Source organism: Reyranella soli, assembly GCF_007992495.1.
GTDB lineage: Bacteria > Pseudomonadota > Alphaproteobacteria > Reyranellales > Reyranellaceae > Reyranella > Reyranella soli.
Genome location: NZ_BKAJ01000075.1, coordinates 40,415 through 52,731, shown reverse-complemented (window position 1 = coordinate 52,731; position 12,317 = coordinate 40,415). Strand labels below are relative to the sequence as shown.

The window sequence follows — 12,317 nt, the reverse complement described above, 5'->3', positions numbered from 1 at the left end:
CAAAGGCCCTTGGCATGGTGAGGCTGAGGTCGGGGCGGGAAAATGCGCCAGCCGGCCTGGACCTGCAACCGGTCAAAATGGCCGGCCGGGAGGGCCCAAAATACCGCTGGGCGGGCCTTTCGGCCTAGGACCGCGCGATCTTGAGCTCGTCGCGGCAGGCCTTGCTGAAGGCGAACAGCGGATCGAGGTCGCCGGCGGGGGCGATTTCCGCGAACAGCCGGACGTCCTTGTTGGGCGCAAAGTAGGTCGCGCCGATCTGGGTCATGACCTTTTCCGCCTCGAGCAGGGTCGCGGGACTTCCGAACAGGCGGATCGTGCTGACGATGGCATAGAGATGGACGAGCTTCGCCGGGTCCTCCAGCTCATGCTCGAAGGCATCGACGAACAGCCGCGAGGCTTCGCTGATGAACTCGCCATAGAGTTCCTCGCGGCGAGCGCGGTCGTGCATGCGTCGCGCCGCCCGCGCCTGCGAGATCTGGGTGATCCAGGTCGAGACGAACGACGCCAGGGCACCGATCGCCGATCCGGCCAGCGCGGATAGGACAGGAATTAGGGATTCGTCCATCGGCTGAAACTAGGCCCGCCACGCTGATCGGATCGACTGGCTGAAGGCCGAAGGCACCCTGTGCCAAGGTATTGGTCGCCCTCACGTGACGCTGAGCCCGCCATCGACGGCGAGTACCTGTCCTGTCACCCAGTCGGCATCATCGCCGCGTCGAACCATCCCGACGGCGGCGCCCGATTCCAAGTATCGCTTCCGGTCGGGCCTCACGCGACGCTACCGCGCGCTCAAGGGCCGTGAACCGACAAGGCATTGAAAGGACGACGTCATGCCCACCTATGTCCGCTCCCGCGGGCATGAACGCGTCGATTACGATGTGAAGTTGGGTCGGGTCAAAGAGCCAAACACTCGGTGCAGCAAGCTCAGAACTCATCTGTCGTTGACGACGGATACGGCTCTTAATTCTTGACGGGGAGTACGACTGGGTATCACCGTAAAGTATACGCGATCTGACCGAGTCCATCGAGGTTCTTCGGGAGCGTGCCGCGTTGGCTGACATCCTCGGCCATCGTCGCGCGGGTCCGTTCTTGTCGGCCGCGAGGATGGATAGCCGGCTGTCCAGGATGATTGCCAAGAAGCGCGGCGCGTATTTCGGTTGACCGCTTTCAGCTGAAGTCCACGGTCGACAACGCGCGATCCAGCGTTTCGACGATCCGGTCGCACTCGGCACGGGTGATCACCAGCGGCGGCGACATGGTGATCGTATTGCCGTAGCGCCGCCCGCCGACCGACCGGCCGATCAGAAGGCCGTTGTCGCGGCAGAACTCGTGAACGGCGGTGATGGACTGCGGGCTGACCGGCTCCTTGCTGGTGCGGTCCTTGACCAGCTCGACGCCGATCAGCAGGCCCTTGCCGCGGACGTCGCCGACGACCTTGTGCTTCTTCATCAAGGTGCGCAGCCCGTCCTGCAGATAGGCGCCCACGTCGGCGGCGCGTTCGGCGAGTTTCTCGGCCTCCAGGATCTCGATGTTGCGCACGGCGACCGCGGCCGAGACCGGGTGCCCGCCGTAGGTGTTGACCTGCCCGACCTGCCGGTTTTCCGAGGCCTCGCCGTAGAAGCTGTCGAACACGCTGTTCTTCACCACGGTCGCGGCGATCGGCAGGTAGGCGCTCGAGATGCCCTTGGCGATCGCGACGATGTCGGGCGCGACGTCATAGTGCTGGTGGGCGAACATTCTGCCGGTGCGGCCGAAGCCGTTGATCACCTCGTCGACGTGCAGAAGGATGCCGTACTTGCGGCAAAGCTTCTCGACCTCGGGCAGGTATTCGTCGGGCGGCACGGCGACGCCGACGCCGCTCATGATCGGCTCGACCAGCACTTCGGCGACCGACTCGGGGCCTTCGCCCAGGATGGCGGTCTCCATGTTCTTGACGCAGGCCAAGCCGCAGCTCGGATACTCGAGGCCGAACGGGCAGCGATAGCAATGGGGATGGGCGACATGCACGAAGTCGCCCGAGTACGGTTCGAACTTCGCCTTGCGCTCGCCCATGCCGCCGGCGTCCAGGGTCGCAAGAGTGGTGCCGTGATAGGAGAAGTAGCGGCTGATGGTCTTGAAGCGATAGTGCCCGGGATGCTCGTGCTTCATGTACTGGCGGGCGATCTTGAAGCCGGCCTCGTTGGCCTCGGAGCCCGAGTTGACGAAGTAGGTGTGATAGCCGCCGCCCATCAGCTCGTTGATCTTCTCGGCCAGCGCCGCGGCCGGCACGTTCATCGCGGTATGCGGGAAATACGCAAGCTGCCGCAGCTGCTCCGCCGCCACTCCGGCCAGTTCGGCGCGGCCGTAGCCGATGTTGACGCACCACAGTCCGGCCATGGCGTCGAGATAGGCGGTTCCGTCGGCATCGTAGATCGTCGAGCCTTCGGCGCCCGTCACCACGATCTGCTTGGCCTCCAGCGCCTTGTGCTGGACGATGGGATGCAGGACGTTCTTCAGGTCCTGCTGCACGACGGCTTCGCGGATGGCGGGATCGGGTGCGTTGGTGAGTGACATCACGGCCTCTGGCGATCGAGTGGCGGGGCAGCAACCAGGAGACGATATAGACGCGCTGCGTCCGCCGGAAGTGCCGTGTTGGAAGCGGCTTAAGATCTCTCGGTCTGCTCGAAAAGTTCGATCAGACGGGCGAGGTGGTCCAACAGTCCGCCCGGCATGGCCGTCCGGTCGATCAGTCCGGTCGCGATGGCGTGGGCCAACGCGGGTTCATGATCTCGGCTGATGTACCGGACATAGACCTCGCGCGAGTCGCCCTGGTGAAATCGATGGATGAGGTCGTTGAGCTCGAAGCTGTCGAGTTCGCCACGCTCCCATCGCTTGAAGGCCTCGGCCAGCGGAACCAGGGCTTGATGAAGCTCGGCCTCATGAGCCCGCGCGGCGTATTCGCGCAGCAGCCGTTTCAGTCGCTTCGGGATATCGGGCATGGGCGCCTCACCCCCTTTCAGGAGGCTACGACACTCGGGCCGAGCTCCGCCACAGCGAACTCCCGCACGTGAGAGACGAATGACTTCAGCAACAACGGCGTCGGCCGTTGGGTGGGCGTCAGCAAGGCGAAGTCGGCGGTGAGCAATGGTTCGAAAGGCTTGAAGACGACACCCGTTCCCCGATAGCCCCAGGCGCTGATCGCATCGATCAAGGAGACACCGGCTCCCGCCTCGACGAACGAGCAGACCGCGTGGGACACTTGGCTTTCCATCTGCAGTTTCAGCTCGACGCCATGAGCGGCAAACAACGCGTCGATCCGCAGGCGCGACTCGACGCTGTGCGGGTGGGCGACGAAACGCTCTCCGGCAAGGTCGGTCGGCTTGACCGTATCGCGCGCGCAGAGCCGATGTCCCGCCGGCAAGGCACAGACCATCCGCGTCGAGATCAGGCGCTCGCCATGCGCGCCGGCGTGGTTGATCGACAGCATCGAGAAGCCGACGTCGCAGCGCTGGCCCAGCACCATGTCCACGACAGTGCGGGACGAATGCATGGCGAGCGACACATGCGCTTCGGGCCGCGTCTTCAGGTAATCCGCGATCGCGTGCGGCAGGAAGGAGAGGGCGATCGCCGGCGCCGCCGCGATCAGCAAGGTGCCGCGGCGTAGATCCCTGATCTCGTCCGCGGCCCGGGAGATGCGATCGACGCCGACCAGCGAGCGCTGGACCTCCTCATAGAGCGCACGCGCTTCCACTGTCGGATAAAGCCGGCCCTTGACCCGATCGAACAGCTTGAACCGGAGCGACCTCTCGAGGTCAGCGAGAAGCCGCGTCGTCGCCGGCTGCGAGATATGCAGCATCTCGCTGGCGAGCGTGACGGTCTGGCAGAGCATGACCGCCCGAAAAGCCTCTAGCTGGCGTATTTTCACAGGAAAACATCCTATAATAGAATGTTATGGTATGTGAAATATAAAGCATTTCCCTAGCTCTTTTCGGGCACCCATGCTGCCGGAATGAGCCGGATCGCCCCGTTTCACAGGACGCCGTAATTGGGCGCGTTGCGCTTCCTCCTGCGCCGCCTGGCCTTCTCCGCCGCCCTCATCCTCGGCGTCAGCTTCATTCTCTTCGCCCTGATCAACGCCATCGGCAACCCGATCCAGATCCTGCTGTCGGAAACGCCCGGCGTATCCGAGGAGATGATCGCCACCCTCAGCCGGTACTACGGCCTCGACGGCAACTTCATCGACCGCTACGGCGCATGGCTGTGGTCGATCGTGCACTTCGATTTCGGCACCAGCATCATCTACAACCAGCCGGTCGGCGAGCTGCTCGAAGTGTACGGGCTGGAAACGCTGAAGCTCCAGCTGCCCGCGATCCTGCTGTCGACCCTGATCGCGACGGCTGCGGGCGTGATCGCGGCGATGCGGCAGCACGGCTGGGCGGATTTCAGCATCGTCTCGTCGGCCATGCTCGGCCATTCGCTGCCCGGCTTCCTGGTCGGCATCGTGCTGATCCTGATCTTTTCCTACTGGCTGGGCGTGCTGCCCTCCTACGGCGCCTATTCCACGCGCAACCTGATGATGGGCAGCATGGTCATCGACGGGCTGTGGCACATGGTGCTGCCAGTGGCGATGCTGACGGTGTTCAACACCGCCACGCTCACGCTCCTGATGCGGTCCTCGCTGGTCGACGTCTTGCGCCAGGACTACATCACCGCCGCCTGGGCGTCCGGCCTGCCGGCCCGCCGCGTGGTCCTGCACCATGCGCTGCGCAACGCCTTCATCCCGCAGCTGACCTATCTCGGCACGCTGTTCGGGCTGATGCTCGGCACCGCCCCGGTGACCGAGACGGTGTTCACCTGGCCCGGCCTCGGCGCGCTCTACATCACCGCGATCCACCAGCTGGATTATCCCGTGATCATGGGAGTGACCATGGTCATCACGGTCATGCTCGTGGTGGCCACCCTGCTCACCGACATCGCCTATGTCGTGATCGATCCGCGCATCCGGTTGGGCTGACATGGACGCCGACTTCGCCTCCTCCCCGGTCAGCGTCCTCGCCACGCTGCAGCGCCCGCCCGCTGGTGTCTGGCGGCAAGCCTGGCACCGCTTTCGTCGCAACCGCGCCGGCATGATCGGCCTGGTGCTCGTGACCCTGGTGGTGCTGACAGCGATCATCGGGCCGTTCGTCGCGCCCTACGATCCCAACGATAACGCCGCCATGCTGCGCGGCGCCTCCAACGCCGCTCCCAGCGCGCGCAACTGGCTCGGCACCGACCGCAACGGCTACGACGTGCTCAGCCGCACCATCTACGGCGCCCCGACGGCGCTGGCGGTCGGGCTGGGCGCGATGCTGATCGCCTCGCTCATTGGAGTGCTGGTCGGCGGCGTCGCCGGCTACGTCGGCGGCTTCACCGACGAGGCGCTGATGCGCGGCGCCGAGTTCTTCATGGTCGTGCCGGTGTTCGTGGTGATCCTGGCGGTGGTGCGGCTGTTCGGCATCATCGTGGTGGGAACGCCGCTGGAGCGCATTCCCAACTTCAACCTGATGACCATCATCCTGCTGCTGGGCCTGTTTTCGTGGCCCCAGATCGCGCGCATGACGCGCGCCGAATTCCTGCGGCTGCGCCACGCCGAGTTCGTCGAGGCGGCGCGCTGCATCGGCACCACGCCGCGCGAGATCCTGTTCCGCCACATCCTGCCCAACGCGCTGCCGCCGTTGATCGTGCTGGTGGCGCTGGGGATCGGCGGCGCCATCCTGGCCGAGGCGATGGTGAGCTTCCTGGGCTTCGGCGATCCGAAGTCGATCTCCTGGGGCCAGATCCTGTTCTTCAACTACCAGTCCCTGAAGGTGGCGCCTTGGGCCTGCCTGGCGCCCGGCACCGCGATCTTCGTGACCGTCCTTGGTTTCAACCTCCTGGCCGATGGCCTGACCGATGCGTTCAATCCCCGTGTCCGCGCCTGACCCGTCGCCCGCGAAGGCGGGCCAGCCTGGGCCGCTGCTGGCGGTCGAAGGCCTGAAGGTGCACTTCCACACGCGCGACGGCGTGGTGCGGGCGGTCGACGGCGTCGATTTCCAGGTCGGCACCGGGCAGACGCTGGGTATCGTCGGTGAATCCGGCAGCGGCAAGACCGTCGCCAGCCTGACGCTGCTGCGGCTGGCGCCGCCGCCGGCGCGCATCGTCGCCGGCCGCGTCGTGTTCGAGGGCGAGAACCTGCTGCTGCAGCCCGACAAGCGGCTGGCAGAGATCCGTGGACGGCGGATGGCGATGATCTTCCAGAACCCGGCGACCTCGCTCAATCCCATCCTCAGCGTCGGCCAGCAGCTGACAGAGATCCTGCGCTGGCACACCGGCGTGTCGCGCCAGGCCGCGCTCGATCGCGCGGCCGAGCTCCTGACGCTGGTGGGCATCAGCGATCCGGCAGCGCGGCTGCGGCAGTATCCGCATGAGCTCAGCGGCGGCATGAAGCAGCGCGTCGGCATCGCCCGTGCGCTCCTGTGCGAGCCGGCACTGCTGCTGGCGGACGAGCCGACGACGGCGCTCGACGTCACCATCCAGGCGCAGATCCTCGACCTGCTGGCCGATCTGCGCCAGCGGCTCTCGATGTCGATGGTGCTGGTGACGCACGACATGGGCGTGGTCGCGCGCATGGCCGACCGTATCACGGTGATGTACGCCGGCCGCGTCTGCGAGACCGCAGACGCCGACACGATCTTCAACGCGCCCCAGCATCCCTACACGCGGGCCCTGCTGGAGAGCGTGCCGCGCATCGACCACAGCTACAGCGGCGCGCGGCGCGTGCTGCCGAGCATCGCCGGGCGGCCGCCGGACCTGCTGCATGCGCCGCCGGGCTGCCGCTTCCACGACCGCTGCCCGGAAGCCGCACCCGAATGCCGCCGCACCATGCCGCGCGAGCATCTCGTAGCGCCGGGCCACAGTGTCAGCTGCCTGCGCCGCGGCTCGCCGGGCGAGGAAACGCCATGACGGCGCTGCTCGAGGTTCGTGGACTGCGCAAGCATTACCGTGCTGTCAGACGCGGCCTCAGGCGCCTGTTCGCGCGGCAGCAGACCGGCACCGTGCGCGCGGTGGACGACGTCTCCTTCGTGCTGCAGGCGGGCCAGACGCTCGGCCTGGTGGGCGAGAGCGGCTGCGGCAAGACGACGACCGCCCGCAGCATTCTCGATCTCGTGCGCGCCGACGCCGGCGAAGTCCGCCTCGATGGGCAGGATGTCCGGCCGGTCCTGGCGGGAACCGACCGCGCCGCCATGCTCGCTGTGCGCCGGCGCATGCAGTACGTGTTCCAGGATCCGTACCTCTCGCTCAATCCGCGCTGGACGATCAACGAGGCGCTGCGCGAGCCGCTTCGGGTGCACGCGCCGCAGCACCAGCGCGACTGGGGCGACCGCATCGCCACCCTGCTGGAGAGGGTGGGGCTCGAGCCGCGCAACGGCGTGCGCTACCCGCACGAATTCAGTGGTGGCCAGCGCCAGCGCGTCGGCATCGCCCGCGCGCTCGCGGTGGAGCCGGACGTGGTGCTGCTGGACGAGCCGGTGTCGTCGCTCGACATCTCCGTGCGGTCGCAGATCCTGAACCTGCTGGCGGCCCTGCAGGACCAGCTCAGCGTCGCCTACCTGTACATCTCGCACGACCTGAGCTCGGTGCGCTTCATCTCGACCCATGTGGCGGTGATGTATCTCGGCCGCATCGTCGAGATCGGCGCCGTCGACGAGATCTTCGCGCGGCCGCGCCATCACTATACCGCGGCCCTCATCAGCGCCATTCCGGTGCCGAGTCCCGGCGCCGTCGACCAGCGCGTGCATCTGCGCGGCGAGGTGCCGAGCGCCATGAACCGCCCCGCCGGATGCCCCTTCCATCCCCGCTGTGCCGCCGCCCTGCCGATCTGTCGCGAGCAGGTCCCTGTGCTGCAGCCGATGGGACCGAATACCCAGGCCGCCTGCCACAACCCTGCATGATCGATTGGAGTTTGCCCATGAGCACCAGGTCTTCCTCGAACGTCACGCCGAGCCGTCGCACCGTCCTGCAGGCCTCGCTCGCCAGCGCGCTCACCGCGGTGGCGGGGCCGGGCAGGGCAGCGACGCCGTTCTTCAAGCTCTACATGATGATCCCCAACAACCAGCCGGCCCGCATGGTGTGGGGCACGCTGGCGGCGGCGCAGATGTCGCGCATCGGCATCGACGTGGTGTCGAGCTTCGCGCCGTTCACGGTGATCGGGCCGCGGCGCGCGAAGGGCGACGGCAAGACCCACGTCGATGGCGGCTGGGACTGCTATCTCGAGCGATACCTTTATTCGTCGATCAAGCCGTCGCCCTACGCCTTGTTCGGCAGCACCGAGATGCCGCCCAACGGCCAGAATTTCTACTACGTCGATGACAAGGAGATCGACCGCTCGCTGCGCGCCGTCGACAGCAGCCTGAACGAAGCCGACCGGCTGAAGGCCTACCACGACTTCGAGAAGCGCTGGTACGACATCCAGCCGATGACGATCCTGTTCTACCCGCAGGACGTGGTCGCGGTGAACCCGAAGCTCAAGGGCTTCGACGCCACCACCTACACGCCGACCTTCTATCCGCAGCCCGAGCGCTGGACGATCGAAGGCGCCGGGGCCGATGCCACGGCGGCCTTCGCCTCCTGGCAGCCGCCGAGCTCGCTCATCCCGATGTACTCCATCGGCTACAGCGATTCGAACGTCTTCGGCCCGGCCTACAACCGCCTCTACGAATACAAGAGCTGGGAAGACAAGACGCTCGTTCCCGCGCTCGCCACCGGCCACACCATGTCCGCCGACGGCAAGCATTGGGTGGTGACGCTGCGTCAGGGCGTGAAGTGGCATTCCGGCGAGGAGTTCACGGCGGAAGACGTGAAGTTCACCTGGGACACCATGATGAACAAGGCGTACGGCTCGCAGCTGCAGGCGGTCTGCGCCCGCGTCTTCGGCGACACCAGCGCCTACAAGGTCACCGGCAAGCACGAGATCACCGTCGACCTGCCAACTTACAGTATCGACTTCCTCAACACGCTGATGGGCGCCTTCGCCATCATGCCGGCGCACGCCTACAAGGACATCAAGCCCGAGGCACTGCGCAGCCACGTCGCCAGCACCTGGCTCGGCAGCTACACGGTCAAGACCTCGGATGGCAAGAGCTTCACGGCCCGCGGCGCCGTCGGTACCGGGCCGTGGATCCCGATGGGCTTCGACCCGGCACGCAAGGCCTATGGCTTCAAGCGCAACGAGGCCTACTGGAAGCCGCATACCGGCAACGTCAAGACGTTCTATGTCGTCAACATCAACGGCACCGATTCGGTGCTGAGCGCGCTGAAGGCCGGCGAGATCGACGCGCACGACCCGATGTACGACATCGGCCCCGTCGTCAGCACGATCGATCCCAAGTGGGGCAAGGTCCTGACCTTCGATTCCTACAAGTGGCAGCACATTTGCTACAACCTCAAGCATCCGGTGTTCGGCCTGGGCATCGAGACCCCGCTCGGCAAGAGCGACCCGTCGCGGGCGGCGGAAGCCGCCGCCTACATCCGCCAGGCCATCAGCCACGCCATGCCGCGCGAGCAGATCGTCAAGGAAATCGCCGGCGGCTACGGCAATCCCGGCACCGTGCCGATGGCCTGGTCGGCGCCGGAATACGACCACGATCTCCTGAAGCCGATCGCCTACGACCTCGATCTGGCGCGCAAGTACATGGAAAAGGCCGGCTACGTTTACTGAAGGAGTGCGTTCGATGCGTAAGACGCAAATGAAGCTCGGACTCTCGATGCGTTACCTCGGCTACCACGACGCCGCCTGGCGTCATCCCGAGGTGCCGCCCGGCGGCGCGACCGACTTCAAGTATTTCCTCAACAGCGCCCGCATCGCCGAGCGCGGCAAGTTCGACATGGTGTTCTTCGCCGACGGCATCGGCATCCGCGCCGACGACAATCCGCCGGGATCGCTGGCGCGCAGCAACCGCAATGCCGAGCTCGAGCCGCTGACGCTGTTGTCGGCGCTGGCGGCCTCGACCAGCCATATCGGGCTCGTCTCGACCGCCTCGACCACCTACAACGAGCCGTTCCACATCGCCCGCAAGTTCGCCTCGCTCGACAATATCAGCGGCGGCCGGGCGGGCTGGAACATCGTCACCTCGTGGTCGGAGCAGGAAGCCTGGAACTTCAGCCGCGACGCGCATCTCGACTACGACACGCGCTACGACCGCGCGAAGGAGTTCGTCGACGTCGTCACCGGCCTGTGGGATTCGTGGGAAGCGGACGCCTTCGTCCACGACAAGGCGTCGGGCCAGTTCTACGACCCCGCCAAGCTCCACGTGCTCAATCACCGCGGCAAGCATTTCTCCGTGCGCGGCCCGCTCAATGCGCCGCCGACTCCGCAAGGACGGCCGATCCTGGTGCAGGCGGGCGCGGCCGAGCAGGGCCAGGAGATCGCCGCGGCCAATGCCGATGTCGTCTACGCCGCCCAGGTCGATCTCGCCGGCGCCAAGGCCTACTACGCCGGCTTGAAGGCGCGCATGGCCAAGTACGGCCGCGCACCGGATCTCCTGAAGGTGATGCCCGCCGTCACCACCATCGTCGGCCGCACGCGGGCGGAGGCGCAGGCCAAGTTCGACCAGCTGCAGGAGCTGATCGATCCGCTGGTCGGTCTCGCCAGCCTGTTCAATGCATTCGGCGATCTTTCCGGCCATCCGCTGGACGGGCCGGTGCCGGAACCGGTCAACGCCAAGGTGCGCAGCATCGCCTACAACATGTGGAACCTCGCCCAGCGCGAGAACCTCACCATCCGCCAGTTCTATCAGAAGAAGTCGGCCGGCAGCGGCGGCCTCCTGCTGAAAGGCACGGCCGAGGACGTCGCCGACGTGATGGAGCAGTGGATCGACGAGGAGGCGGCCGACGGCTTCAACCTCACGCCGACCCACCTGCCGCACGGCGCGGAGGATTTCGTCGAGCTGGTCGTGCCCGAACTGCGCCGGCGCGGCCGCTTCCGCAGCGAATACGAGAGCACCACGCTGCGTGGCAATCTCGGCCTGCCGGAGTACGTCAACCGCCACACCGCGGGTCGCCAGCGCACGGCGCTTGCGAGCGATTAGAACTCCGTCGTCCCGACCGGAGCCGAGCGCAGCGACGCGCAGCGGAGGGACCTTCTCTCCACGACAATCCGCTTATCGTCGAGAGAAGGTCCCTCCACTCCGCGCTTCGCGCTCCGGTCGGGACGACGGATCGACCTAAATCAGCCCGGCGCGCCCAGCATCTCGCGCGACAGCGGCCCGAGGCGCGGCAGGATGTCGTTCTCGGCGGCGAAGTCGCGGCCATAGAGCGCCGACATCAGCCGCACGCCGCTTTCGTGCAGCGGCACCGGCACGCCGGCGAGTGCCGCGAGCCGGATCGTCGGCACCAGGCCGAACGGCACGTCTTCGGTGACGTAGCGGCTGTCGAGCGTGGTCGGGCCGTTCACGTCCGTGGGGCGCTGCGCCAGCGCGTGGGTCATCTCGGCGAGCGGGCCCATCGGTACGTCGAACGACAGATGGAAATGCTCGTGGATGGTGCGCACCGTGAGGCCAAACGCGGCAGCGATTGCCAGGCGCTCGGCGTCGAGTGTCTCGATCAGCCGCGCGACCGCCGGCGTGATGTGGCGGTTCTGCCCCCAGGCCTCGCCCAGCTCCATGCGGGTGAGGTTGCACAGCGCAATCGCCAGGTGGTTCTGCGGGTTGAGATTGCTGAGAGCGATCGCCAGCAGCCCGTCACGCGCCACGAAGCGGTCGCCGAACAGCGCGCGGCAGACCTCGATGCCCCTCTTGGCCGCGGAGTCCGGCAGGACGGCGACGTCGAGGCGGGCACGGACGGAGCTGACGGTCACCGCATCGGGTGCGGTCTGCCGTCCGGTGGTGACGGTCGTGCCGAGGGCCGCGATCGGCGTGGCGACGCCTCGCTTGTGCAGCAGGCTCGCCAGATAGAGGGCCGCCAGCGACATATGCGAGCTGAACACCACCACCTGCTCGCTGCGCAGGAACGGCGCCGCGGCGTCGAGCACGGGACGATGTCCGTAGCCCGGCACCGCCACCACCACAGCCTCTGCGCCCGCTAACGCGTCGGCGCAGCTTGCCGCTACGCGCGGCTGAAAGCGGCCGACGACGGCACCGGTCGCAACCAGCGGCGCTCCCGCGGCGAGCGTCGCGGTGCGCCGACCGGAGGGGGACCACAGGGCGACGTCGTGCCCATCACGGCACAGGAGGGCGGCGTTTCCATAGGCGATCGCGCCCGCTCCAAGAATGGCAACTTGCACAGGATAATCCTTCGTAGGTGTACTCGGTCGAGCAGGACTT

11 protein-coding genes are annotated in these 12,317 nt (G+C 66.6%); 6 read left to right on the top strand and 5 right to left on the bottom strand.

What is annotated here, in order from left to right; translation table 11 throughout:
* Positions 1-124: 124 nt before the first annotated feature.
* The 4 genes from RSO01_RS21710 to RSO01_RS21695 all read right to left on the bottom strand — a co-directional run bounded on the left by RSO01_RS21710 (position 125) and on the right by RSO01_RS21695 (position 3,904).
* Positions 125-565 carry a hypothetical protein gene (locus tag RSO01_RS21710; RefSeq protein WP_147151552.1) on the bottom strand — a complete coding sequence of 147 codons (441 nt, stop codon included), beginning with the start codon at positions 563-565 and terminating at the stop codon, positions 125-127.
* A gap of 602 nt (positions 566-1,167) precedes the next feature.
* On the bottom strand, positions 1,168-2,553 hold the full coding sequence (locus tag RSO01_RS21705; protein ID WP_147151551.1) for an aminotransferase: 1,386 nt from the start codon (positions 2,551-2,553) through the stop codon (positions 1,168-1,170).
* Between the two features lie 89 nt (positions 2,554-2,642).
* Complete coding sequence (locus tag RSO01_RS21700) at positions 2,643-2,978, bottom strand: hypothetical protein (protein WP_147151550.1); 336 nt, start codon at positions 2,976-2,978, stop codon at positions 2,643-2,645.
* Between the two features lie 17 nt (positions 2,979-2,995).
* A complete protein-coding gene (locus tag RSO01_RS21695; RefSeq protein WP_147151549.1) occupies positions 2,996-3,904 on the bottom strand; it encodes a LysR substrate-binding domain-containing protein in 909 nt (302 codons plus the stop codon).
* Between the two features lie 120 nt (positions 3,905-4,024).
* On the opposite strand from RSO01_RS21695, the gene RSO01_RS21690 reads away from it, so the two are divergent.
* Genes RSO01_RS21690 through RSO01_RS21665 form a run of 6 tightly spaced genes read left to right on the top strand, consistent with a single transcriptional unit; the run spans position 4,025 to position 11,084 of the window.
* Complete coding sequence (locus RSO01_RS21690) at positions 4,025-4,993, top strand: ABC transporter permease (RefSeq protein ID WP_147151548.1); 969 nt, start codon at positions 4,025-4,027, stop codon at positions 4,991-4,993.
* A gap of 1 nt (position 4,994) precedes the next feature.
* Positions 4,995-5,939 carry an ABC transporter permease gene (locus RSO01_RS21685; protein ID WP_147151547.1) on the top strand — a complete coding sequence of 315 codons (945 nt, stop codon included), beginning with the start codon at positions 4,995-4,997 and terminating at the stop codon, positions 5,937-5,939.
* Complete coding sequence (locus RSO01_RS21680) at positions 5,911-6,960, top strand: ABC transporter ATP-binding protein (protein WP_147151546.1); 1,050 nt, start codon at positions 5,911-5,913, stop codon at positions 6,958-6,960. Before RSO01_RS21685 ends, RSO01_RS21680 begins: the two co-directional genes overlap by 29 nt.
* Entirely contained in the window at positions 6,957-7,949 is a 993-nt protein-coding gene (locus RSO01_RS21675; protein WP_147151545.1) for an ABC transporter ATP-binding protein, read from the top strand. The genes RSO01_RS21680 and RSO01_RS21675 overlap by 4 nt, the downstream gene beginning before the upstream one ends.
* A gap of 17 nt (positions 7,950-7,966) precedes the next feature.
* Positions 7,967-9,715, top strand: coding sequence for an ABC transporter substrate-binding protein (locus tag RSO01_RS21670; RefSeq protein WP_147151544.1), 1,749 nt, complete (start codon positions 7,967-7,969; stop codon positions 9,713-9,715).
* A 13-nt stretch (positions 9,716-9,728) separates the two neighbouring features.
* Entirely contained in the window at positions 9,729-11,084 is a 1,356-nt protein-coding gene (locus RSO01_RS21665) for an LLM class flavin-dependent oxidoreductase (protein ID WP_147151543.1), read from the top strand.
* 140 nt (positions 11,085-11,224) lie between these two features.
* Here RSO01_RS21665 and RSO01_RS21660 read toward each other — a convergent pair whose 3' ends face one another.
* Complete coding sequence (locus RSO01_RS21660; protein WP_147151542.1) at positions 11,225-12,277, bottom strand: NAD/NADP octopine/nopaline dehydrogenase family protein; 1,053 nt, start codon at positions 12,275-12,277, stop codon at positions 11,225-11,227.
* Between the last annotated feature and the right edge of the window lie 40 nt (positions 12,278-12,317).